Here is a 22,586-nt window from a genome sequence, read left to right as displayed (position 1 = left end):
CTGCCAGTTTCAGTCAGTAGCCACTGATGGAAAGCGTGATGAAACAAGGAATGTCAGGATGAAAGCCCTTCTATTGATAATCGCCGGCCTGCCCCTGGTCGCCTGTGGCAGCGATGCCACCCCCTCCGCCAAGACGGTACTCGATGCCCTGAAAGCCAACGGCGTCCCTTTCAACGCTGTGAGCTACCCCAAGCGCAAGCCCCTGAGCCTGTTGCCGAACACCTACAGGGAGCGGGTGGAAGTAGCCTTCCCGAGCATCGCCCCCAAGGGCGGGCAGTTCTTCGTCTGCGAAACCCGTGAGTACTGTGATTATTTGCAGGAGCACTTTCAAACCTTGAAGGCCTTGGCCGGGCCCCATGTCTATCGCTCGAAAAGCGGCCGGGTCCTGGCGCAGCTCTACAGCACACTGGAACAGCCGGTCGCCAACCAGATCCGCGCGGCCATCGAGGAACTGTAGACCGGCTCAGTTCGCCGGGCCGTCGAAGCGATCGCGCCAGACCAGCACCGGAATGACCCGAACATAGATCAGCTCGCCTACCAGTTCGACCAGCGTCTGGGTGATCACGGCGGCGGCGGCCAGGCCACGGATATCCTCGGGCAGTGCCAGGGCCAATGGCAACACCACCAGGGAGTTGCGCGTCGACGCACTGAAGGTGACAGCCCGCGCACTGCCTGCCGGCAACCTGCAGAGTCGCGAAGCCAGTGCGCCCATGACCGGCGCCAGCAGCATGAAGCCGATGTACACCGGGATCACCGGGGCAAGCCGGTCGATATCGCGCACCACCGCGGCAAACTGCGAACCGACCACGGCCATCAGAACGGCGGCCATGGCCGGCACCGGCAACCAGGCCCAGGCATCGCTCCAGGCATTGACGATCCGCGAACGCCGGGCCAGCGAGCAAGTCCCCACGGCCAGTAGCAATGGCGCGACGATCAGCACGAGAAAGGCTTCGACAAACGGCCCGATGGAGATCACCACCCCGGACTCGCTGCCCAGCATGAAAGCCAGGTACACCGGCAACAGGATCAACTGAAGCAACAACAGGACGGGGGTGGCGGCCAGGACTCTTCGCGAGTCGCCCTTGCCGATATGGGTGAACACCACCACGTAGTCGATACAGGGTGTCAGCAGCACCAGCAGCGCCCCCGCAAGAATCGCCGGATGCCCCGCCAGGCCTCGACTCAGGCCCCAGACCAGGAGAGGAATCAATACGAAGTTGGCGAGCAGCAAGGCCGTCATGAAGCGTTTGTCACCCAGGCCACGACGCAGGTCGAGAAACGGGATCTGCAGGAACATCGCGTACATCAGCACCGCGATGGTCGGGGTCACCAGGGCATTCAACCCGAGGGCGACAAGGGGCGCCGTCAGCCCGAGGAGCGCCGCGATCAACACCGCGACGAAATAGACCGGTATCTGGTTCTGCTCAAGTGTGTCGCGATTCAAGACGCGTCCCTCTGCTGCAAAAAGGCCATCAGCCTATGCAACGCGGGGACGTTCGTCGAGCAGGAACTACTGAACCGCCACCCGGATGCCAAAGCCGATCAGGAACATTCCGGCCACTTTTTCCAGCACGGTGGTCAACCTGCGGCTCGCCCTTACCCGCTCGGCGAAGAAGTGCGTCAACAGCACCACGATCAGGCCATACAGGAAGGTCAGGGACGAGACGGTCACCGCCATGAAAGCAAAGGTCAGCATGCCCGGATGCTGGGTCGGATCGATGAATAGCGGGAAAAAGGCCATGTAAAAGAGGATCGCCTTGGGGTTGAACAAAGTGATCACCATGGTTTGGCGCAGATACTGGTGAGGCTTCATTTCAAAAGGCATCGCCCCGCCGGACCTGGCGAACAGCAACCGGCAGCCCAGGTAGAACAGGTACGCGCCCCCCATCCACTGCACGATATGAAACGCTGCCGGATAAGCCTTGAGCAAGGACGCCACGCCTGCCACCGCGAGCCACATCAGCACCTGGTCGCCGAGGATCACCCCAACTGTCGCCGCAAGGCCGGCACGCACGCCACCCTTGCCGGTCGAGGTGATCAGGGCGAAATTGCCCGGCCCCGGAATCAACAGCAGAATCACGAACGCGAGCACAAAGGCCCCGTAGTTACTGACACCCAACATCACCCGTACTCCTTATCCGTTGCCGCGAACACCCAGAATGCGCATACCCCGCTCAATAATCAACAACACTCGGGGACTGGCGTTTATTCCCGTCGCTCGGCCCACTGATTCCCCGGCACGTCCGCCGAGCGCGGGGCGATCATGTCGCCCAGCAACTCATCGCTCGCGTCGGCAAAACGCTCGATCAGGTAGTCCAGCAATACCCGTACGCGCGGCATCATGTAGCGGCTGCCGTGGAAGACCGCATGAACCCCCGCCTCATTGACACTCAAACCGGGCAGCACGACCTTCAGTCTGCCGGCGCGAATATCGGCGGCGACATCCCAGATGGTCTTGCGCGCAATCCCCCGCCCGGCCAACGCCCAGGTCCGGGCCTGGGCGCCATCATTGGTTTCCCAGGCCTGGTCCAGGGGCACGGTGTAGTTCCAGTGCTGCTCGTGGTCGAGAAAATGGAACACATTCAGCGGGCCCGCCGCGGTCACCAGCACGATGTATTGATGATCCGCCAGATCCGCCACCGTTCGCGGCTCGCCATGACGCTCCAGGTAGTCGGGTGAGGCACAGAGCACCCGCCAGTTGGGCGCCAGGCGTCGCGCGACCAGCGCACCGTCCCGGGGCAGTCCGAAGCGAATCGCGATATCGATGTCGTCCTGCAGCAGATCCGACACCGAGTCGGACAGGGTCAGTGAAATCTGCAGTTGCGGATGGAGATCGCAGAATGCATCAAGCCACTGGTTGATCAGGGTACGGCCCAGATCAGCCGGCACCGAAAGCCGTACTTTGCCTCGCACGCCACCGCGCACGGCCTGCAAGGCTTGCTCGCCCTCCTCGATGGCACGCAAGGCCACCTGGCAATGTTGCAGGTAGATCCGCCCCTCCTCGGTCAGTCGCAAGCGGCGGGTCGTACGATCGAAAAGCCGGGCCTGCAATGCCGCTTCCAGCTTGATCAGACGCGCACTGGCGGCGGCCGGCGACAGACCGGACAACCGTCCGCCCGCCGAGAGGCTGCCCTGGGCGGCGGCCTCGACGAACAATCGCATATCCCCAAGCCTGTCAGTCGCCATTCTCTATCCAGATTTGAAAGTCATTCAATTCATAAGCCAATTATCAAATCCAAGCTGATTCCGCAATCTTTCAGGCTTGAAACCCACCCTGGAAGGTCATGCGAACCATGAAAGAACAGACAGTCGCGACGCTCCCGTCGCCCAACCCACCTGACATCGCGAGCGGACTCCCGGTCATTCGCTTGCTGGCGCTGACACTGAGCAGCTTTATCGCCACCGCCAATGAAACCGTGCCCGCCGGACTGCTGCCGCAGATTGCCGACGGATTCCGGGTGTCCGAGGCGCTGGCCGGCCAGTGGGTGACGCTTTGTGCCCTCGGGTCGGGACTGGGGGCCATTCCCCTGACGTTTGCCACCCGCAATCATGGGCGCCGCTCGCTCCTGCTGCTGAGCATCGCCCTGTTCTTTATCTGCAATGCGCTGACCGCCCTGTCGAGCTCCTATGGGCTGATACTCCTGGCCCGTTTTATCGTTGGCCTGGCGACCGGGATGGCCTGGAGCCTGATGGCCGGCTGTGCCCGCAGGATGGTCGGGACCTCGTTGCAAGGTCGCGCCCTGGCCTTGGCCATGCTCGGTATTCCATTGGCCCTGTCCCTGGGTGTGCCCTTGAGTGCCTGGCTGACAAGGCTGGTTGAATGGCGTGTGATCTTCGGCCTGTTGTCGGCGATGAGCCTGCTGCTGATGATCTGGGTATGGCTGGGCGTCCCCGAGGCGCCCGCCGAACAGCAAGTGGCCCGCCCGTCGCTGCGCAAGGTGCTGAGCACACCGGGGGTGCGCCCCGTGTTGTGCGTGGTCTGGATGTGGATCATGGCGCACTACACGCTCTATACCTACATCGCCCCTTTCCTGGAAAGTGTCGACCCCGGTATCGCCCTCGAACAGGTGCTGCTGGTGTTCGGCCTGTCAGCCATGCTGGGCGTCTGGCTCGTCGGCCTGCTCGTCGATCGGTGGCTGCGCGCGCTGGTAGTGATCAGCCTGGGGACTTTTGCGCTGGTCGCCCTGGGCCTGGGCCTGCGGGGGACGTCGCAGGCGGTGCTGTATATCGGCGTCGCACTCTGGGGCCTGAGTTTCAGCGGCGCGCCGACATTGCTCCAGACCGCCCTGGCGGATGCCGCCGGCGATGGTGCCGAAGAAGCCCAGTCGATGCTCGTCACCGTGTTCAACCTGGCCTATGCGGGCAGCGGCATCGTCGGCGCCGTGGTCCTGGAAACACTGGGCGCCGCGTGTCTTCCCTGGACGCTGGTGGCCTGGCTGCTGGCCGGCCTGCTGATTGCCTGGCGGGCCAGGCGTCACGCCTTCCCCCCTGTCCGACGCACCGTTTGAACGAGGGCCATCCGCGCTCAGATCAGGCGCTCGATCCGCTTGTGTCGCCATACCAGGCGGTAGTAGGCGCTCTGCAGTACGAGCATGCCGATATAGGCCGCCGGGAATGCCATCCACACGCCTTCGAGGCCCAGGCGGGCATCGAGCAGGTAGGCCACCGGCAACTCGATCCCGACGATGCAGAAGATGATGATCAGCACCGGCACCATCACCGTGCCGCTGGCGCGCATGATGCCGCCGATCACGGCCTGGAAGCCGAACACCAGCAGGCTCCAGAGCATGATATGCAGCAGGTGCTCGGCAGTCGCCTGGGTGGCCGGGTCGGTGATGAACAGTCCCAGCAACCAGTGGGAAAGCCCGTAGCCGAGGACGATCAGGCCACCGGTCAGGCAGGTGTTGATCAGCAGGCCGGTGCGCAGGATCGGGCCGATCCGTTCCTGACGCCCCGCACCGATGGCCTGGGCCCCGAGAATCGAGGCGGTGATGGCGATCGACAGCGCCGGGAACTGCACGTAGTTGACGATCTGCGTGACCGCGCCATAGGCCGCCGTGGCCTGGGAACCGTGCTGGTTGACCAGGGACAGGATCACCAGCTCGGACAACGACAGCACGATCATCTGCAAGCCGGTCGGCAGGCCGATACGCAGGACCTTGCCGAGGATCGCCCGGTCCAGGCGCATTGCCGCCAGCAGGGCGCGGTCCGGCGCCATGACGCTGTTCTTGTGGCGCAGGCGCAGGGCCAGGAACAGCATGGCGCAGGCCGTCCCCGCCAGACCGGCCAATGCCGCGCTCTGGATGCCCATCTGCGGCAGCCCGAGCCAGCCGCGAATCAAGGCCGGGGTCAGCAACAGGCCGACACCGGTGGACACCAGCAACGCCAGCAGCGGCGATACCGTGTCACTGATTCCACGCAGCAACTGCGTGAACAGCACGAAGAGCAGCAGCAGCGGCATGATCAGCATCATCACCTGCGCATAACGGACGGCATCGTCCAGCACGTCGGCGGGTGTGCCCAGCCCCTGCAAGGCAGGCCGGGCGAAGATGCTCCCGAGCACCGCCGCCACCAGCCCGATCAGCGCGCCGAGGGCCAGGGTCGTGCCGACCACGGCCTTGACGGCCTCCGGCTCGCGCGCCCCCCAGGCCTGCCCGATCAGCACCGAGGCGCCTGCCCCCAGGCCGATGATCAGGGCGATGAAAAAGAACACCACCGGGAACATGCCGGACACCGCCGCCAGGGCCTGGGTGCCGAGCATCTGCCCGATATAGATACTGTTGAGCGTGCCGGAGAACGATTGCAGGAAGTTGGACAGCACCATAGGTGCGAGAAAAACCAGGTAGACCTGCCAGAGAGGGCGTTGCGGGCGTGGCTGCATGAAAGACTCGAATCCCTGATGATGTGCATCGACGTAGGCGCCGACTCTACCTTAATAGAAGCCTTCGGGATGAGTTTGCGTCACATGTTCAGGGGCCGGATATCTCTCGGGATATCGGTTCCCTGGCGGTGATCGCCAGGGCCCCCTCGATCTGCCCCGATAGATAATAGACGCCCGCCATCACCCCCGTACCGGGGCTGTTCAGCGATTTGAGCCAGGCCTGGTCGAAGGCCGCTCCCAGGTTTTTGCGAATCTGCGCATCGGTATTGGGTCGATCGCTCTCGTGGCTCATCGCACGGATACCGGCCACGCCAACGGAAATCATCGCCCCGGCCACCCGCCCTACCGCCGCCGCGACGGCACCGGCCACGCCCCGACCGGCGAACTGGGCCTCAAGGTCTTCGCGGGTCTGCCTGGCCACCGCGGAGATGCCGACACCCGGCTCGTCCGACGGTGCTCCGGCGGCGGTGCGAACCCTATCGGCCAATGCCGCATAGGCCGGCAATGTATTCAGGGGTTGTGCCTGCAACAGCTGATAGAGGGAGGCATTGCGCGCCGGGGGCGGCCCCAGCGTGATGGCTGGAATGGCCTGGAGGTGACGGTCAAGTTGCTCCGACGGCACGCCATGACGTTGTGCAATGGCCCCGGCCTGACGCCCCATCAGTTCCACATAGAATTGCGTCGACTGCTCGAGGATCGCCTCCGGATCGATCTCCACCGCGACCGGCGCCAGCACGCGCCGTTGATACTGATCCTGCAGGTAGACTGCCAGGCGCCTGGCCGACGGATCAGCTTCGCCGCGCTCGTTGAGCTTGTACCAGCCGACCTTGACCGACAGCCACTCCTGGGTCCAGTAGCTGTTGTACCAGGGCAGGAATTTTTCGTCGGTCTGCTGGTAGACCCGCGTTCGCCAATGGTCCATGGCGCCGCGCGCATACTCTTCGGCCTGACGGGTGGCCTCCTGCGAGGCGAGCACCAGATCGACGTCGACCTGCAGCCAGGTCTGCGGGCTGACATTGACGGCTACCGGATTCTCTCGGGCGCGCTCATGGCCGATGCATCCGGCCAGCACCGCGATCAAGGCGAAGATCCACCCACGCCGGCTCACGCTCGCCACTCCCTGAAACAGGCGCGGTCACAATCGGCCGCACGCCTTCGAATGCCTTGAGTATAGGTCGCGAACGCCTGGCACCCTAGCGCGTGGCGGTTTTCCTGACGGCTTCCAGCCATTGCGGATCCAGCCGTGGTTGCTCGGGGTCGAGCCCGAGCGCCTCCATGGCTGCCTTGTGCTGGTCGATCTCATGGACCATCTGGCTGAGGCTGCTGGAGTTGCCGTCCAGCTGATGCATCTGGGTCAGCCCCAGGTGATAGAAACGCAGCAGCTTCATCGCCACCGGATCATTGGTTTGCACCTGCACGGTCACCTGGTGCATGACGTTGGTGATCCGCATCAGGCTGCGCTTGAGCTGCCAGCCATAGACTGCCGCGGCCATCCACGGCTGCGACCAGAATACCTGGCGCATCAGCGCCGCCATCAGCAGGACCGCTGCGAACACGCCGCCGGCGTTGAAGCGGAAGTTGTCGCCACCGGGCGTGCCGAAGAGCATGACCGCCAGCCCGGACAGCAGCATCGCCAGCACGACGAAGAGCACCGCGATGATCAGGGTGCTGCGACGGGTCTGCTGCCGATAGGTCTCGGGATTGAACGGCTTGATTTCAAACATGGAGAGGGAACGCCTGGAGTGAGGGAAGCCCGGCATTATCGGGCCTGATGAGCGACGCGAGGGCATCCAGGTCAATGAAAAGTGTTCCGCGAAACAAGGACCATGCCCGTTATCGTCCCGGGCCAGACGCTTCGCACGCCTATTGGTCTCCTCGTTTATCCACGGATTGGCCGCTTACACGCCTCACTCTTGCCTGCATGATCTGCCACGGTGCAAACGCTGGTGCAGCAGCCCCAGCGTACCTCACGCACCACCCGACGTTCCACTCCTGCCATGCCCGCCCGGGACGTTTTCCCGTGGCTTCGTGCCCGGCCGGACCTTATTTGCCGATGGATGATCCAACCCATGCCCGACAATATTGCCTCAGAGACGCTCCACGCCCACCGGGACAGGCAAGACACCCGGGCCAGACGACTGATCGTCTGGGTGCCGGCCCTGAGTGCCGCGCTCTATCCGTGGATACTCGACGCCTTTCATCGAACGGTATCGGCAGGCAGCGACAACCAGGCGCTGTCGGGCGGCGCAAGCCGTCTGGCTGCCCTCTGGCTGCTCGTCGCTTTCCTGGTCCCCCTGGGCAACCTGCTGCTGGCCGGGCAATCCCCGCATCCGGCACTCTCCTCGACGATTCAGCGCCGGGCCAGGCGATTTGCGATGCTGGCGATGGCGGCGCCGACGATCTATGTATTTTTTGGCGTGCTCACCTACATGGCGGGCAGCACGCTGCCGGATAAATGGCTCTGGACGCCGATCTGGCTATTGCTCGGGGCATGGCTGAACAATAGCCGGAATGCCGACGAACCGGTACGCGCACCCGCCAGCGCAAAGCTGCGTGTCGCCCATGGTATCGCCGGTTCTCTGGCGACCCTGTATGTGCTGTTTCATCTGTTCAACCACCTCTTCGGACTGGTCAGCCCCGAGTCTCACGCGACGGTGATGGAGATCGGCCGCCACGTCTATCGGGCCCCCGTGATAGAACCGCTGCTGGTCCTGGTCATGCTCTTCCAGATCGGCAGCGGCCTGCACCTGGCATGGACCTGGAGCCACCAGGGCGTCGATCGCTATCGCATGTTCCAGGTGGCCTCGGGTTTGTTTCTGGCAGTGTTCATCCTCGGGCACATGAACTCGGTCTTCATTTTCGCCAGGACCTTTCTCGGTATCCCCACCGACTGGGCCTTCGCCACGGGCGCACCGACCGGACTGATTCACGACCCGTGGAATATCCGCCTGGTGCCCCACTATGCGCTGGGCGTGTTTTTTGTACTGACCCACCTGGCCAGCGGTCTGCGCGGGGTGATGCTGGCCCATGGTGCCAGGCCATCTTTCGCCAATCGCGCATGGTGGTGTGGTGCCGCAGTCAGCGCGTTGCTGGCCGCGGCGATTCTTTGCGGCATGTGCGGCGTTCGGCTGTTCGCCTGACGGCTACTCGTCGACCGGCACCTGCAGGCCGGCCTTGACGCTGCTCATGGAGACCAGCGTCTTGAAGCGCTTGACGTTGTTGTTCTCGAAGAACAGCCGCCGGGTAAGCTCGGTGTAGTGCTCCATGCTCCGCACCGCCAGGATCAGGACGAAATCCCACTCTCCGGCCGTGTAGTAGCACTGCTGGACCTGGGGGCAGTCGGCAAAGCTGCGCTTCATCGCATCCAGCAGGTCCAGGCGCTCACTTTCCACCTCGACCTCGGCAATGATCGTCAACGGATAACCGAGCACGACGGGATCGACCACGGCGACGGTCTTGCGGATCGCACCGATCTGGCCCAGGCGCTTGAGCCGGCGATTGACGGCGGCGGGCGACAGGTTGACCCGCTCGCCCAACTCGCTCTGGGACAGCCCGGCATTCTCCTGGACCGCGGCGATCAATCGGCGGTCGAACTCGTCCAGGCTCAAGGAGCACCTCGCAATAAAATTGATCAGACCTGTTCGATGATGCAAGAAAACATCAGCCATGGCCTGAATTTCAAGGAAAGAATCAGCGTCACGCGGGATATTATTTCATTCACCCCCAGAACCTCCAGACAAGAGAGTCGCCGATGACCGATCCCGTCCCCCACACCGCCCTGCACCTGAACAGCGACGAACTCCTGCGACAGATCCGGGTGCTTGGCGAGATCGGCCGCGACCATGAGGCAGGAGGACGCACACGCATCGCCTTCACCGACGCGGAAAAAGCCGGGCGCGATCAACTGGTCGAGTGGATGAACGAATTGGCACTCGAGATACGGATCGACCGCATCGGCAATATCTTCGGCACCTTGAATCCTCGGCATGGCACCGCGCAGGCGCCGCTGATGATCGGCTCCCATATCGACACCGTGACCAACGCCGGCGCGCTGGATGGCTGCTACGGCGTGCTCGCCGGCCTGGCGGTGGCCCGCGCCTTTCGCGAGGCTGACGAGCATCCCGCCCGCCCGTTGGTGATTGCCGCGTTCAGCAATGAAGAAGGCGTGCGCTACCAGCCGGACATGATGGGTTCGCTGGTGCACGCCGGTGGCCTGACGCTCGAGGTGGCACTGTCGACCCGGGACACCGACGGCACGCGCCTCGGCGATGAGCTGGCGCGTATCGGCTATGCCGGCGAGTTGCAGCCGGGCAGCATCGTGCCCCATGAATACCTGGAGTTGCACATCGAACAGGGACCGATCCTGGAAGCGGAAAACACCCTGATTGGCGTGGTCGAGAACCTGCAGGGCATCTCCTGGCAGCGGGTCACGGTACAGGGCAACGCCAATCATGCCGGCACCACCCCGATCAACCTGCGCCATGATGCCGGCTGGGCCGCCAGCACCCTGGTCAGTCAATTGCGCGAGATCGCCCTGGCTTCGGCCGGCACTACCCTGGCGACTGTCGGCTGCATGCGTTTCGAACCGGATGTGATCAACGTGATCCCGCGCAAGGCGACATTCACCGTCGATCTGCGCGATCCGGACGAGGCCCGCCTGCAAGCGGCCGAGCAACGCCTCAACGCGATCATCGGGCAAGTCTCCGAGCAGGAAGGCGTAAATATCCAGTGCGAACAACTGGTGCGCTTCCAGCCGGTGGTCTTCGATACCGGACTGGCGGACGAAATCGAGGCCTCGGCCCGACGCCTGGGATTCTCGTCACGGCGCATGACTTCCGGGGCCGGACATGACGCCCAGATGATCGCCCGTATCGCCCCGGCGGCGATGATCTTCGTGCCAAGCCAAGGCGGCATCAGCCACAACCCACGGGAACACACCGACGACGGGCAACTGCTCAAGGGTGCCGAGGTGTTGCTCGACGTTGTGACCCGCCGCCTCGCCACTTGCCGCTGATCGCCCGCGAGTCCCACGCCCGCTTCCCGTCCCTTGGAGTACTCCATGCTGATCACCAATGAAAATGCCTGCCGCCAGGACTACCCCGATGAACTGAAGGCCATTCTCAACATTGAGCAAGCCAACCAGAGTCGTGCCTGGCTGGCCGGCTGGAGCCGGCTGAACCCGGGCCCGACGCCGCTGTTCGAACTACCGGACCTGGCAGCCAGCCTGGGCATCGACCAACTGTGCGTGAAGGATGAATCGGCACGCTCCGAACTCGGCAGTTTCAAGGCCCTGGGTGCCCCGGTCGCCCTGTTGCACCTGTTGCTTCGGCAGTTTGCGCAACGACATTTCGACGTGGCGCGCCTGCTCAACGGCGACTATCGCGACACACTGGCCGACTTCACGGTCATCAGCGCCACCGATGGCAATCACGGGCGTGCGCTGGCGGCGGCGGCGCAAAGCATCGGCTGCCGTTGCGTTATCGTCCTGCATGCGAATGTCAGCCACGAACGGGAAGCCGCCATCGCCGCCTATGGCGCGCGGATCGTACGCATCAGCGGCCACTATGACGCCTCCGTCGAAGAGGCTGCGCGACTGGCAACCGCCAATGGCTGGTGGGTGGTTTCCGACACCTCCTATGAGGGGTACGAGGATATCCCCCGCGACGTGATGCAAGGCTACGGCACCATTGCCGCCGAAGTGCTCGAACAGCACCATGGACAACCCGCCTTTACTCATCTGCTGTTGCAAGGCGGCGTCGGCGGCCTGGCCGCCGGGATCGCCAGCTACTTCTGGGAACACCACGGGCAGGCCCGGCCACGGATGATCGTGGTAGAACCGCGGCAGGCCGACTGCCTCCTACAGAGTGCCATCAGTGGTCGTGCCAGCCGGACCCAGGGTTCGGTGGACTCGATAATGGCCGGGCTGGCCTGTGGCGAAACCTCTCCCCTGGCGTGGAAATTCCTGCGTCCGGGCATCGATCACTTCCTGGCGATCGAAGACGATGAAGCGGTCGACGCAATGCGCCTCCTGGCCCGTGGCAGTCGACGCGACAGCCCGCTGATAGCGGGCGAGTCGGCGGTTGCCGGACTGGCCGGACTGATCCATCTACTCAAATCCCCGGCACTCAAGGACGAGGTGGGTCTGGATAGGCACTCACGGGTCTTGCTGATCAGCACCGAGGGTGCCACTGCCCCCTCGGTCTACGAGGCGCTGGTGGGAGAAACCGCCCAGGCGGTGGCCCGGCGGCAACGGGACTGGGCGTCCCGCCAGGCTACATAAAACGATCAACTGCGCGCAAAAGGCTAAGGACTTACCTACAAAATCTGAAGAAAAGCCTGACTATCAGACCCTGCAAGTTTGAGTCGATTATTCCACCAGAATCGCTATCGTCTATTGCAGGAGCAACGATGAGACTATCCCTGAGCCTATACGATGCGCTGGTCGCCACCAACGCTCCGACCGACAAAGCCAAGGCTGTGGTAGATGCCTGGGAGGCCGATATGCAGGACTTTACGTCAAAGCCAGATCTGCTACAGACCGAAGAGCGCCTGCGGACGTCAATCAAGGAACAGGGTGATGAGTTGCGCGGTTCGATCAAAGAACTGGGTAACGAGCTACGCAGCTCGATCAAGGAACAGAGTCATGAACTACGTAACCTGATCAGCGAGCAAGGTAATGAGTTACGCGCCTCGATCAAGGAGCAGAGCAACGAACTGCGCGGCCTGATCAACGAGCAGGGCAATGAGTTACGCAACTCGATCAAGGAGCAGAGCAACGAACTGCGTGGTCTGATCAGCGAGCAGGGCAATGAGTTACGCAGCTCGATCAAGGAACAGTGTAACGAGCTACGCGGCCTGATCAACGAGCAAGGCAATGAGTTACGCAACTCGATCAAGGAGCAGGGCAATGAGCTACGCAGCTCGATCAAGGAACAGTGTAACGAGCTGCGAACCCTGATGTTTGAACAGAATGCCGAGCTCCGTTCACAGATCAGGGAACAAGGCAGCGAGCTGCGCCTATCGATGCAGGAACAGGGAGCGGAGCTGCGATTGTCGATGTCGGGCATGCAGTCACAGATCAATGTAATGCGCTGGCAGATTGGCCTGGTCATCGTCTGCGTCGCCATTCCGCTGTTCAAGCTGGCGTTCGAGTTGCTGGCTCCCTGAACCAGCCTGACCCGACGTGTTGAATCATCATTTCGATTGATCATTCAAATCGCAAAACAGAATTTTTTATTTTCAACAGCCCCCTCCAGGATAGGCCACCTCCTATCCTGCCGGACGCTCACTCATGAATCTGAATTTGGCCATCGCTTGTGCAATCGTGGTGTCGTTTGCCATTGCCCTGATTCACTCCTGAATCCTGAAGTTGCTCGATGAGCCAACTGCGAAAGGCAGCCATTGCCGACGTCTCCGGACGTGACTGCAGCCTTGTCAGCCAGTAACTACCCGTCACGATGCCGATATCGAAGGGTTGGCGGATATCACCGGCGTCCAGTTGCCGGGAGAACATCATGGTCGGTGCCAGGGCCACTCCGGCGCCCTGGAGCGCCACCTCCATCATCGCCAGCGAAGAATCGAAGACGATGCTGTTGGTGACCAGGCTGTTACCCGGCAATCCGGCGGCCTGGAACCATTCCGGCCACTCGTCCGTACGGTAGGAACGCAGCAGCGTCTGTTTCAATACGTCCGCCGGGGTGTGGAGTTGCCGGGCAATTTCCGGAATACACAACACCGACAGTGGTGCCTCCAACAGACGCATGGCGTCGACGCCATGCCATGCCCCCGCGCCAAAACGAATGGCGAAGTCGAGCCCTTCGGCCGCTACGTCCACCCGGTTGTTGTTGGTCGACAGACGCAGGTCGATAAACGGATGGCGAGCCTGGAAATCCGCCAGGCGCGGCAGCAGCCAGCCCACCGCAAAGGTCCCGACCGCCCCCACTGTCAGCACCTCGCGATAATGGCCTCCCTCGAACCGACCCAGGGCCTGCGCGATCCGATCGAAGGAGTCGCGCACCACCGGCAGCAGGCTTTCGCCCTCGGCGGTCAGCATCAGGCCACGGGGCAGGCGCTTGAACAACGTGACCTTCAACTGACTTTCCAGGCTCTTGACCTGATGACTGACCGCCGCCTGGGTCACGCACAGCTCGACAGCCGCCCGGGTAAAGCTCAGATGGCGTGCCGACGCTTCGAACGCACGCAGAGCATTCAACGGCAGGTGAGGTCGAACCACACTTGATCTCCTAATTTTCCTAATGGCTAATCCGAAAATTCGTCGTTTGCCGATGATAGGGTCATCGCATAGATTGAGCCTCGCATTGCACACCAGCCTCCTTGTCGCCTCGTGCTCGGCAGCCGCTGTCACCGCTCGATGCGGTGTTCGTCAATCCATCAGGCACTTGAGGGCGAAGACGGACCGCCCTTGAGCCTGCCCGGCAAAATGTAACAAAACAAGATGAAATTCATGGAAAGTAGCCAGATCATGCCAAAGAAAATTCCTTTCAGAAGCACATTGCTCGCCACCCTCCTGGGTCTGCTCGGCTCCGGAAACTGTCTTGCCGCCGCTGCCACACCTGCCGAACTCAAGGCTGTCGTGGACGCAGCGGTTCGTCCCCTCATGCAGGAACAGGGCATTCCCGGCATGGCCGTGGCGGTACTCGTCAATGGCCAGGCACATTACTTTAACTACGGCGTGGCGTCGAAAGCCGGCAAGCAGGCCGTGACGGAAAACACCCTGTTCGAGATCGGCTCGGTCAGCAAGACCTTTACCGCCACCCTCGCCGGCTACGCCGTCGCCCAGGGCAAACTGTCGCTCTCGGAAAACGCCAGCCACTACCTGCCCGAGCTGCGAGGCAGTGCCTTCGACAAGATCAGCGTACTGCAACTGGGTACCTACACTCCCGGCGGCCTGCCGCTGCAATTCCCGGATGAGGCGGACAGCTCGGACAAGATGCTCGGCTACTTCCAGAACTGGAAACCGACTTACCCCGCCGGCGAGCAACGGCAGTATTCGAATCCGAGCCTCGGCCTGTTCGGCTACGTGGCAGCCAGAAGCCTGGGCCGGCCGTTTGATGATCTGATGGAAAAGACGCTGCTTCCCAAGCTGGGGCTCCAGGATAGCTACGTCAGGGTCCCCAAGGACCGGATGAACCGTTATGCCCAGGGTTACAAGAAAGACGACTCCCTTTCCAGGGTCGGCCCTGGTGCGATGGACTCCGAAGCCTATGGCATCAAGACCACATCCAGCGACCTGCTGCATTACGTCCAGGTGAACATGAAGCCGCAACAGCTGGAGGCGCCGTTGCAGCAGGCGATCGCCTTGACCCACACCGGCTACTACCAGTTCGGGAACACCACCCAGGGCCTGGGTTGGGAGCTCTACCCCTACCCGGTCAAGCTGGATACCCTGACCGAAGGCAACTCGAACACGATGCTTGACCCGCAGAAAACCAGCTGGTTCAAGACGCCAGAGGCACCACGCGCCGACAGGTGGGTGAACAAGACCGGCTCGACCAGTGGCTTCGGCGCCTATGTCGCCTATGTACCAGCCAAGGATATCGGCATCGTGATGCTGGCCAACAAGAACTACCCGAATCCGCTTCGGGTCAAGGCCGCCTATGAAGTGCTGAGTGCGCTGCAAAGCCGATGAGCAAAAGCCGGCCCGGTTAGCTATGATCGGAGTCCATGAACCCCATGCCTCCGATCCGCCAGCCCTGTCCACCCGGCGCCTGCATCTGCGAGCGGGAACGCCTGCTGGACACGCCCGGCACCGACCTGCGAATCCTGCGCCTGACCCGCCAGGAGGAGAAGGTGCTGCTCGACCGGCTCGAAGACCTCAAGAGCCTGGCGGACCTCGAACGCCTGCAACATCGGATGTACGAACAACTGGGGATTCGCGTGACCATCGCCCCGGGCCCCAACGAAGTACGGACCATGCGCGGTATCGGCATTCATATCGACGAACTGCCCGGCATGTGTCGCAAGACCCGCCAGTCGATCCCCGCGGCGATTCGCCGTGGCCTGGAAAAACATCCGGAAATAGCCTACGAACTGCTCAACGCCCATGACTTGCTGGGCGGTCTCTGATCCCCACCTAGCGGATCAGTTGCCGACGCTTCAGGGTCTCGCTCGGCAACTCCTTGAACAGCGCCCGATAGCTGCTGGAAAACCGCCCAAGGTGCCAAAACGACCAATGCATCGCCACCTCGGCAACCGTGGTCTCCAGGTTGCGACTGCGCAGCAACTCATTGCGCGCGCTGTTCAGGCGGCGCAGGCGCAGCCAGTGGGTAGGGGTCATCCCGGTGAACGCCTTGAAGGCATGCTGCAACTGGCGCAATGAAACCCCGGCGACCTGGGAAAGCTCCAGCAGGTTGAGAGTCTCCTCGGGGGCATCGGCCGCCCATTCGCCGATACGCTTCATGATCCCCCGCTCCTCCGCCCGACGCTGCAGCGAACCGTGATCCAGACGCACACAGGCGTTATCGAGGATATACAGGCAGTCCTCCAGCAGTTGCCCGGTCAGGACCTCCCGGCTCGGCGGATCGAAGGTCTGTGCCAGGCGCGTCAACGTCCCGCTCAGCCAACGACAGAACAACGCATTCTGCTGCGCGTTGAGCGGCGCCAGGAACAGGCCCTCCAGCCTCGCGACATCCAGGCCATGGCGCTGGACGAACTCCGGCCCGAACACTACCGCTATCTCCTGGTAGTTCTCCGGGGTGATCCAGATATTGCGGCTTTCGCCATTGAGCACATACAAGGCGTTGTCACTGCGATCGAAACAGAACGCCAGCGAGCCTGTCGGCGCGCTGAAATTCTGCTCGACGCGGGTGTTCATGCACTCCTCGTAGATCTCCACGCCGTGCAGGTCCAGATAGCGGATCTGCCCGGCGAAATGCCCGGGCGACATCTGCTGGTAATGCTGGACCCAACCCGGCGTCGCGCGGATCTGCTCGGCCACGTCGGCGGTATTGAACGCTTGGACCCGCAAGGGAATTGACTCTGTCATGGGCTGACCGTCGCGCACTTTTTTGGTGCGTCTTAGAGCTCAAAAAGTGGATAGATGGAACCACAAAGCTCGCCCAAGATAGTCGTCAATGCGCTGCAGGGGAAGCCTCCCGCCGTTTTCAGGCAAACCGGAGGCCCCACCTGGCGTTGATAAAACCAACGACGAGGTCCTTATGAATGCCCCTTTCGATCAGCTGTCTTCCTGGCTGAAAGAACACAAGATTACCGAAGTAGAGTGTGTGGTCAGCGACCTGACCGGTATCGCTCGCGGCAAGATAGCGCCCACCAACAAGTTCCTGCATGAACGAGGCATGCGCCTGCCGGAAAGTGTGCTGCTGCAAACGGTAACCGGGGACTTCGTCGACGACGATGTCTATTACGACCTGCTCGACCCCGCCGATATCGACATGATCTGCCGCCCCGACGCCTCGGCGATCTACGTGGTGCCATGGGCCATCGAGCCGACCGCCATCGTCATCCACGACACCTTCGACAAACAGGGCAACCCGGTCGAGCTGTCGCCGCGCAACGTCCTGAAGAAAGTCCTGCAGCTCTACACCGACAAGGGCTGGCAGCCCATCGTCGCCCCCGAGATGGAGTTCTACCTGACCCAACGCTGCGAAGACCCGGACCTGCCGCTCAAGCCGCCACTGGGCCGTTCGGGTCGTGCCGAGAGCGGCCGACAGTCGTTCTCCATCGATGCCGCCAACGAATTCGATCCGCTGTTCGAAGACGTCTACGACTGGTGCGAACTGCAAGGCCTGGACCTCGACACGCTGATCCACGAAGACGGCCCGGCGCAGATGGAAATCAACTTCCGCCATGGCGACGCCCTCGACCTGGCCGACCAGATCACCGTATTCAAGCGCACCCTGCGTGAAGCGGCGCTCAAGCACAACGTCACCGCGACCTTCATGGCCAAGCCCATCGCCGACGAACCCGGCAGCGCCATGCACCTGCACCAGAGCGTGGTCGACATCGCCACCGGCAAGCCGATCTTCGTCAATGAAGACGGCTCCAAAAGCGAGTTGTTCCTGCACCACATCGGCGGCCTGCAGAAGTACATCCCCAAGGTCCTGCCGATGTTCGCGCCCAACGTCAACTCGTTCCGCCGCTTCCTGCCGGACACCTCGGCACCGGTCAACGTCGAATGGGGCGAGGAAAACCGCACCGTCGGCCTGCGCGTCCCCACTTCCAGTCCCGATGCCATGCGCGTGGAAAACCGCCTGCCGGGGGCCGACGCCAACCCGTACCTGGCCATCGCCGCCAGCCTGCTGTGCGGCTACCTGGGCATGATCGAAGGCATCGAGCCCAACGCGCCCGTGGAAGGCCGCGCCTATGAACGTCGCAACCTGCGCTTGCCGATCACCATCGAGGATGCCCTGGCCCACATGGAGGATTGCCCGACCATCGACCGCTACCTGGGCACCCAGTTCGTGCGCGGCTACGTCGCGGTCAAGCGCGCCGAACACGAGAACTTCAAGCGCGTGATCAGCTCCTGGGAACGTGAGTTCCTGTTGCTGAGCGTCTGATCCCAAACCCTTTACCCACGTTAAAAACCACTCAACGAGGTGTCGATATGCGTCTATTGAAATCCGCGATTCCGGTCGCCCTGGCATTGCTGTTCAGTGCCACGGCCCACGCCGAACCGACCGTCAGTGTCTATAACTGGACCGACTACATCGGTGAAACCACCCTCGCCGACTTCCAGGCGAAGAGCGGAATCAAGGTGATCTACGACGTGTTCGACTCCAACGAAACCCTGGAAGGCAAGTTGCTGGCCGGACGCACCGGCTACGACGTGGTGGTGCCTTCCAACCATTTCCTCGCCCGCCAGGTAAAGGCCGGTGCCTTCCTCAAGCTCGACCGCTCGCAACTGCCGAACTGGAAGAACCTCGATCCGAAACTGCTCAAGCTGCTGGAGAAAAACGATCCGGGCAACGAGCACTCGGTGCCTTACCTGTGGGGCACCAATGGCATCGGCTACAACGTCGAAAAGGTCAAGCAGGTCCTGGGCATCGACCATATCGACTCCTGGGCGGTGCTGTTCGAGCCGGAGAACCTGAAGAAGCTGACCCAATGCGGCGTGTCGTTCATGGACTCGCCGGATGAAGTGTTCCCGGCAATCCTCAACTACATGGGCATGGACCCGCGCAGTTCCAATCCCGAGGACTACAAGAAAGCCGAGGCCAAGCTGCTGACCCTGCGTCCCTACATCACCTACTTCCATTCCTCCAAGTACATCTCGGACCTGGCCAACGGTGATATCTGCGTTGCCTTCGGTTACTCCGGCGACGTGTTCCAGGCCGCCAACCGGGCCAAGGAAGCGAAGAACGGCATCAATATCGCCTACTCGATTCCCAAGGAAGGCAGCAACCTGTGGTTCGACCTGCTGGCGATCCCGGCCGACGCCGCCAACGTGAAAGAAGCCCACGCCTTCATCAACTACCTGCTGGATCCGCAGGTGATCGCCAAGGTCAGCGCCACGGTCGGCTATGCCAACCCCAACCCGGCCGCCCAGCAATACATGGATGCCGACCTGGTGAACAATCCCGAGGTCTATCCACCGCAGGAGGTCCTCGACAAGCTGTACATCTCGACCACCCCGAAACCGGAAATCATGCGCCTGATGACCCGCTCCTGGAGCAAAGTGAAGACCAACAAATGATCCATGACAGCACGATGGAACATGCCCGTTCCTATTACGCTGCGTCCGCCCACTCGCTGCCGGATCGACCCCGGCTCGAGTCGCAGCTGACGGCCGACGTCTGCGTGATCGGCGGCGGCTTCACCGGTGTCAACACGGCGATCGAACTGGCCCAGCGCGGACTTTCGGTCATCCTGCTCGAAGGTCGACGCATCGGCTGGGGCGCCAGCGGACGCAATGGCGGCCAGTTGATCCGTGGCATCGGTCATGATGTCAGCGGCTTCGCCAGGTACGTCGGCGAGGATGGCGTGCGTTACCTGGAACGTGCCGGCATCGAGTCGGTGGCGGTGGTCGGCGAGCGGATCAGCCAGCACGCCATCGACTGCGACCTGCGCTGGGGCTTCTGCGAACTGGCCAATACCCCGGCGCAGTTCGCAGCGTTCCGTGCCGAGCAGGAACACCTGGCGGAACTGGGCTACGGCCATGAGACGCGGATTGTCGAGCCACGGGACATGCGCCAGGTGGTGGCATCCAGCGCCTATGCCGGTGGTCTGATCGACATGGGCTCCGGCCACCTGCACCCGCTCAACCTGGTGCTCGGCGAAGCCCGGGTGGCGGAGTCGCTGGGGGTGCGGATCTTCGAGCAGAGTCCGGTACTCGAACTGGTTCACGGCGATACCGTGCAGGTCCGCTGCGCCGCCGGCTCGGTACGTGCCGGCAGCCTGGTACTGGCCTGCAACGCGCATCTGGAAGACCTTGAGCCACGGCTGAACGGCAAGGTCCTGCCAGCCGGTAGCTACATCATCGCCACTGAACAGCTGACGCCGGCAATGGCCGCCGAACTGATCCCGCAGAACCTGGCGCTGTGCGACCAGAAGGTCGGCCTGGATTACTACCGCCTTTCCGCCGACCGTCGCCTGTTGTTCGGCGGCGCCTGCCACTACTCCGGACGGGACCCGGCGGATATCGGTGCCTATATGCGACCGAAGATGCTCAAGGTATTCCCGCAACTGGCCGATGTGCGTCTCGACTACCAATGGGGCGGCAAGATCGGCATCACCGCCAACCGCTTCCCCCAGGTCGGACGTTTGCAGCAGCACCCGAATGTGTTCTATGCCCAGGGGTATTCGGGTCACGGCGTCAACGTGACCCACTGGACCGCCCGCCTGCTGGCCGAAGCCATCCATGCCGGCCAGAGCCAGGGCATGGATATCTTCAGTGCAGTACCGCACATGACCTTCCCCGGCGGCAAGGCCCTGCGCTCGCCGCTGTTGGCGCTGGGAATGTTATGGCATCGATTGCGGGAGGTGGTGGGCTGAGTGGACACGCAGGCCGATCAGGAACAAACCTCGTTACTCCCTTCGAATAACGGGGCTTGCTCTTGATTAACCCTGAATAGAAAAGGTGGCTCAAATGAGTTTAAATTTATCCAGGGTGTCCTTCACTCGCTTCCTGAACTCACCTTCATCAGTCTCTGATTCATCGCGACCAGGCTCCGGCTGATAACAGTCGGCATGCATGAAAATGTCCGAGCAGCACTCCGAGAGTTCAGGATCATCCTTTTGCAGAAAACCGCCTTCGCCTTCGCTCTTCCAGGATTTCATATAAGACTTAGCAAACTGATCTGCCGGAACGCCACCAGAAACAAATGTCTTCGCAAGAATGACAAGTTCCATGCTCATCACAATACCTCTTTATCTATGTTGGCGTGGCAATCACCGAGTAATTCGAACGGTCGCCATAAATCCGATAAGGCAGATTCACCGTGCCTACAGATGCGGCGATCTCCGAAAGATTATCCGGAAAGTCCGGAATCAAATCCCTGAAAGGCATCGTGGTAGCTCGCCCATTTCGCGCCAACCTGACCGCTCACCTGCCAGCGCTATATGGCCTGTTTTTTTGCTCAAGCTCATATTCTGTATCAGTCGACACTGTTCTGAGACGCGAGTCATATTCATCGGCGACAGACTGAAAATCCGTTTCGCCGCCCATCAAGTCGGACAGGAGATTCGGTGTGGCCTCACGGATCCTGCCCGGACCTCCCTCCCCTCGTCGTGGCCCCTCCTGAAGCCCCCAGCCGTTGCCGTCTCCTGCGTAGCTTCCACCCACGCCAGTGCCGAAGGTCTGTGGCCTTCCCGCCACGATGTGCAAGGGTCTGATTTCAAACACCTGCCCTGGTACATATCTCTCGTCCGCCATCATCAAGTCTCCACCTACATGATTACCCCCATTCAGAACGTTCACTTTCGTATACTTCGAACGGAGCTGTTGTAAGCAATAAACCTGGCGTCGGAGAGGATTGACCCTTTATTACGTGGGACTGCGGCTACATATATATTTAACTGCATTGCGACAGGATCCTGTCGCAATGCAAGAGCAATACAAACCAGCGGGTCATTCAGAAGCCCGACAACCTGCGCTGATCTGCGGTAGAAATGCCCTCAGACGAGGACGCGCTTGAAAACCACGGTCATGAACTGCTGCAGGGCGAGCCCATCCTTTTCCACCTTGGTGCGCAGGACCGCGCCCTGCCAGGCATTCAGGACGAACGACGCCAGCTCCGCGGCCGCCACATCGCGGCCGACCAGGCCCAGGTCCTGGGCCTCGCGGATACAGATTTCCAGGGCGCGGGCCCAGCCGGCATATATCTCGGACAGGCGATCACGCACCAGCCGGCTCTGCTCGGAGAGTTCGGAAGAGAAGTTGCCGATCAGGCAACCGGAGAGGAACCTGTCATCGACCCGGGCGGCCGACAGCGCCTCGAAATAATGCCGTAGGCGCACCAGCGGATCGCCCAGGGACTCGTCACTGAGGATCACTCTGTACCGGCCCTTCTGCCAGTAGCGCTCCAGCACTTCGACGGCAAACGCATCCTTGCTGTCGAAGTAGTTGTAGAAAGAGCCTTTCGGGACGCCCGCCAGGTCGGCGATCTCCTGGACTCCGGTGCCATTGAAGCCCTGGGTGGCGATGATGCTCAGCCCCGCTTCGATGAGCTTTTCCCGTACCTGTGATACTGCCATGTCCATTGCACCGTTCGTTGACACGAATGATTTG

The 22,586-nt window shown here is 61.9% G+C and carries 21 protein-coding genes and 1 pseudogene; 11 read left to right on the top strand and 11 right to left on the bottom strand.

Translation table 11 applies throughout. The annotated features are described in order from the left end of the window. The first annotated feature begins 58 nt into the window (after positions 1 to 58). Positions 59 to 457, top strand: a complete 399-nt coding sequence (locus tag HX881_RS28695) for a hypothetical protein (RefSeq protein ID WP_017125242.1) — start codon at positions 59 to 61, stop codon at positions 455 to 457. A 6-nt stretch (positions 458 to 463) separates the two neighbouring features. Here HX881_RS28695 and HX881_RS28690 read toward each other — a convergent pair whose 3' ends face one another. The 3 genes from HX881_RS28690 to HX881_RS28680 all read right to left on the bottom strand — a co-directional run bounded on the left by HX881_RS28690 (position 464) and on the right by HX881_RS28680 (position 3,162). Beyond that, on the bottom strand, positions 464 to 1,444 hold the full coding sequence (locus HX881_RS28690; protein ID WP_177087891.1) for an arsenic resistance protein: 981 nt from the start codon (positions 1,442 to 1,444) through the stop codon (positions 464 to 466). A 66-nt stretch (positions 1,445 to 1,510) separates the two neighbouring features. Then, complete coding sequence (locus HX881_RS28685; protein WP_103032539.1) at positions 1,511 to 2,122, bottom strand: LysE family transporter; 612 nt, start codon at positions 2,120 to 2,122, stop codon at positions 1,511 to 1,513. An 83-nt stretch (positions 2,123 to 2,205) separates the two neighbouring features. Then, positions 2,206 to 3,162: a LysR family transcriptional regulator gene (locus HX881_RS28680; protein ID WP_246356600.1), complete on the bottom strand. Its 957-nt coding sequence runs from the start codon at positions 3,160 to 3,162 to the stop codon at positions 2,206 to 2,208. A gap of 131 nt (positions 3,163 to 3,293) precedes the next feature. Between HX881_RS28680 and HX881_RS28675 the strand changes: the two genes are divergently transcribed. After that, positions 3,294 to 4,508 carry an MFS transporter gene (locus tag HX881_RS28675; protein ID WP_177087888.1) on the top strand — a complete coding sequence of 405 codons (1,215 nt, stop codon included), beginning with the start codon at positions 3,294 to 3,296 and terminating at the stop codon, positions 4,506 to 4,508. Between the two features lie 17 nt (positions 4,509 to 4,525). Here HX881_RS28675 and HX881_RS28670 read toward each other — a convergent pair whose 3' ends face one another. From HX881_RS28670 to HX881_RS28660, 3 genes are all read right to left on the bottom strand, one after another. Beyond that, positions 4,526 to 5,881 (bottom strand): MATE family efflux transporter, encoded by a 1,356-nt coding sequence (locus HX881_RS28670; RefSeq protein WP_177087886.1) that lies wholly within the window; start codon positions 5,879 to 5,881, stop codon positions 4,526 to 4,528. A gap of 88 nt (positions 5,882 to 5,969) precedes the next feature. After that, a complete protein-coding gene (locus HX881_RS28665) occupies positions 5,970 to 6,989 on the bottom strand; it encodes a hypothetical protein (protein ID WP_177087884.1) in 1,020 nt (339 codons plus the stop codon). Between the two features lie 85 nt (positions 6,990 to 7,074). Next, positions 7,075 to 7,605: a DUF3087 domain-containing protein gene (locus tag HX881_RS28660; protein ID WP_017125235.1), complete on the bottom strand. Its 531-nt coding sequence runs from the start codon at positions 7,603 to 7,605 to the stop codon at positions 7,075 to 7,077. A gap of 345 nt (positions 7,606 to 7,950) precedes the next feature. Here HX881_RS28660 and HX881_RS28655 point away from each other — a divergent pair, with 345 nt between their 5' ends. Then, on the top strand, positions 7,951 to 9,021 hold the full coding sequence (locus tag HX881_RS28655; protein WP_218171793.1) for a hypothetical protein: 1,071 nt from the start codon (positions 7,951 to 7,953) through the stop codon (positions 9,019 to 9,021). A gap of 3 nt (positions 9,022 to 9,024) precedes the next feature. On the opposite strand, the gene HX881_RS28650 is transcribed toward HX881_RS28655, so the two are convergent. Continuing rightward, positions 9,025 to 9,489 carry an Lrp/AsnC family transcriptional regulator gene (locus HX881_RS28650; protein WP_177087882.1) on the bottom strand — a complete coding sequence of 155 codons (465 nt, stop codon included), beginning with the start codon at positions 9,487 to 9,489 and terminating at the stop codon, positions 9,025 to 9,027. Between the two features lie 143 nt (positions 9,490 to 9,632). On the opposite strand from HX881_RS28650, the gene HX881_RS28645 reads away from it, so the two are divergent. The 3 genes from HX881_RS28645 to HX881_RS28635 all read left to right on the top strand — a co-directional run bounded on the left by HX881_RS28645 (position 9,633) and on the right by HX881_RS28635 (position 13,048). Beyond that, positions 9,633 to 10,895 carry a Zn-dependent hydrolase gene (locus tag HX881_RS28645; protein WP_177087880.1) on the top strand — a complete coding sequence of 421 codons (1,263 nt, stop codon included), beginning with the start codon at positions 9,633 to 9,635 and terminating at the stop codon, positions 10,893 to 10,895. Between the two features lie 45 nt (positions 10,896 to 10,940). Then, a complete protein-coding gene (locus tag HX881_RS28640; protein ID WP_177087878.1) occupies positions 10,941 to 12,161 on the top strand; it encodes a diaminopropionate ammonia-lyase in 1,221 nt (406 codons plus the stop codon). A 128-nt stretch (positions 12,162 to 12,289) separates the two neighbouring features. Beyond that, positions 12,290 to 13,048 (top strand): apolipoprotein A1/A4/E family protein, encoded by a 759-nt coding sequence (locus HX881_RS28635; protein WP_177087876.1) that lies wholly within the window; start codon positions 12,290 to 12,292, stop codon positions 13,046 to 13,048. 205 nt (positions 13,049 to 13,253) lie between these two features. Here the strand turns inward: HX881_RS28635 and HX881_RS28630 are convergent. After that, positions 13,254 to 14,114 (bottom strand): annotated as a pseudogene (locus HX881_RS28630) (LysR family transcriptional regulator); the annotation flags it as partial. 249 nt (positions 14,115 to 14,363) lie between these two features. Here HX881_RS28630 and ampC point away from each other — a divergent pair. After that, positions 14,364 to 15,530 carry a class C beta-lactamase gene (ampC, locus tag HX881_RS28625; RefSeq protein ID WP_177087874.1) on the top strand — a complete coding sequence of 389 codons (1,167 nt, stop codon included), beginning with the start codon at positions 14,364 to 14,366 and terminating at the stop codon, positions 15,528 to 15,530. A 35-nt stretch (positions 15,531 to 15,565) separates the two neighbouring features. Continuing rightward, a complete protein-coding gene (locus tag HX881_RS28620; protein ID WP_042934985.1) occupies positions 15,566 to 15,967 on the top strand; it encodes a hypothetical protein in 402 nt (133 codons plus the stop codon). A 7-nt stretch (positions 15,968 to 15,974) separates the two neighbouring features. Here the strand turns inward: HX881_RS28620 and HX881_RS28615 are convergent, their stop codons facing one another. After that, on the bottom strand, positions 15,975 to 16,886 hold the full coding sequence (locus HX881_RS28615; RefSeq protein WP_177087872.1) for a helix-turn-helix domain-containing protein: 912 nt from the start codon (positions 16,884 to 16,886) through the stop codon (positions 15,975 to 15,977). Between the two features lie 172 nt (positions 16,887 to 17,058). On the opposite strand from HX881_RS28615, the gene HX881_RS28610 reads away from it, so the two are divergent. The 3 genes from HX881_RS28610 to HX881_RS28600 are packed head-to-tail and all read left to right on the top strand — an operon-like array spanning position 17,059 to position 20,851. Continuing rightward, a complete protein-coding gene (locus HX881_RS28610; protein WP_017125226.1) occupies positions 17,059 to 18,417 on the top strand; it encodes a glutamine synthetase family protein in 1,359 nt (452 codons plus the stop codon). A 47-nt stretch (positions 18,418 to 18,464) separates the two neighbouring features. Next, positions 18,465 to 19,553 (top strand): polyamine ABC transporter substrate-binding protein, encoded by a 1,089-nt coding sequence (locus HX881_RS28605; protein ID WP_103032540.1) that lies wholly within the window; start codon positions 18,465 to 18,467, stop codon positions 19,551 to 19,553. After that, positions 19,550 to 20,851 (top strand): NAD(P)/FAD-dependent oxidoreductase, encoded by a 1,302-nt coding sequence (locus HX881_RS28600; RefSeq protein ID WP_177087870.1) that lies wholly within the window; start codon positions 19,550 to 19,552, stop codon positions 20,849 to 20,851. The genes HX881_RS28605 and HX881_RS28600 overlap by 4 nt, the downstream gene beginning before the upstream one ends. A 90-nt stretch (positions 20,852 to 20,941) precedes the next feature. Here the strand turns inward: HX881_RS28600 and HX881_RS28595 are convergent, their stop codons facing one another. Continuing rightward, a complete protein-coding gene (locus HX881_RS28595; RefSeq protein ID WP_177087869.1) occupies positions 20,942 to 21,214 on the bottom strand; it encodes a colicin immunity domain-containing protein in 273 nt (90 codons plus the stop codon). Positions 21,215 to 21,973: 759 nt separating this feature from the next. After that, the gene (locus HX881_RS28590; protein ID WP_177087867.1) at positions 21,974 to 22,552 is read right to left on the bottom strand and encodes a TetR/AcrR family transcriptional regulator; all 579 of its coding nucleotides are present in this window, start codon (positions 22,550 to 22,552) and stop codon (positions 21,974 to 21,976) included. Between the last annotated feature and the right edge of the window lie 34 nt (positions 22,553 to 22,586).

The organism is Pseudomonas gingeri (assembly GCF_013386115.1).
GTDB classification, from domain to species: domain Bacteria; phylum Pseudomonadota; class Gammaproteobacteria; order Pseudomonadales; family Pseudomonadaceae; genus Aquipseudomonas; species Aquipseudomonas gingeri.
This window is presented reverse-complemented; position numbering and strand designations above follow the sequence as displayed.

What these genes read in the sequence shown, in the direction of transcription:
- HX881_RS28695 (WP_017125242.1), top strand. Translation starts at nt 59, where the DNA reads ATGAAAGCCCTTCTATTGATAATCGCCGGCCTGCCCCTGGTCGCCTGT.
- HX881_RS28680 (WP_246356600.1), bottom strand. Translation starts at nt 3,162, where the DNA reads ATGCGATTGTTCGTCGAGGCCGCCGCCCAGGGCAGCCTCTCGGCGGGC.
- HX881_RS28590 (WP_177087867.1), bottom strand. Translation starts at nt 22,552, where the DNA reads ATGGCAGTATCACAGGTACGGGAAAAGCTCATCGAAGCGGGGCTGAGC.
- HX881_RS28605 (WP_103032540.1), top strand. Translation starts at nt 18,465, where the DNA reads ATGCGTCTATTGAAATCCGCGATTCCGGTCGCCCTGGCATTGCTGTTC.
- HX881_RS28675 (WP_177087888.1), top strand. Translation starts at nt 3,294, where the DNA reads ATGAAAGAACAGACAGTCGCGACGCTCCCGTCGCCCAACCCACCTGAC.
- HX881_RS28685 (WP_103032539.1), bottom strand. Translation starts at nt 2,122, where the DNA reads ATGTTGGGTGTCAGTAACTACGGGGCCTTTGTGCTCGCGTTCGTGATT.
- HX881_RS28670 (WP_177087886.1), bottom strand. Translation starts at nt 5,881, where the DNA reads ATGCAGCCACGCCCGCAACGCCCTCTCTGGCAGGTCTACCTGGTTTTT.
- HX881_RS28660 (WP_017125235.1), bottom strand. Translation starts at nt 7,605, where the DNA reads ATGTTTGAAATCAAGCCGTTCAATCCCGAGACCTATCGGCAGCAGACC.
- HX881_RS28595 (WP_177087869.1), bottom strand. Translation starts at nt 21,214, where the DNA reads ATGAGCATGGAACTTGTCATTCTTGCGAAGACATTTGTTTCTGGTGGC.
- HX881_RS28655 (WP_218171793.1), top strand. Translation starts at nt 7,951, where the DNA reads ATGCCCGACAATATTGCCTCAGAGACGCTCCACGCCCACCGGGACAGG.
- ampC (WP_177087874.1), top strand. Translation starts at nt 14,364, where the DNA reads ATGCCAAAGAAAATTCCTTTCAGAAGCACATTGCTCGCCACCCTCCTG.
- HX881_RS28640 (WP_177087878.1), top strand. Translation starts at nt 10,941, where the DNA reads ATGCTGATCACCAATGAAAATGCCTGCCGCCAGGACTACCCCGATGAA.
- HX881_RS28620 (WP_042934985.1), top strand. Translation starts at nt 15,566, where the DNA reads ATGAACCCCATGCCTCCGATCCGCCAGCCCTGTCCACCCGGCGCCTGC.
- HX881_RS28610 (WP_017125226.1), top strand. Translation starts at nt 17,059, where the DNA reads ATGAATGCCCCTTTCGATCAGCTGTCTTCCTGGCTGAAAGAACACAAG.
- HX881_RS28635 (WP_177087876.1), top strand. Translation starts at nt 12,290, where the DNA reads ATGAGACTATCCCTGAGCCTATACGATGCGCTGGTCGCCACCAACGCT.
- HX881_RS28645 (WP_177087880.1), top strand. Translation starts at nt 9,633, where the DNA reads ATGACCGATCCCGTCCCCCACACCGCCCTGCACCTGAACAGCGACGAA.
- HX881_RS28600 (WP_177087870.1), top strand. Translation starts at nt 19,550, where the DNA reads ATGATCCATGACAGCACGATGGAACATGCCCGTTCCTATTACGCTGCG.
- HX881_RS28615 (WP_177087872.1), bottom strand. Translation starts at nt 16,886, where the DNA reads ATGACAGAGTCAATTCCCTTGCGGGTCCAAGCGTTCAATACCGCCGAC.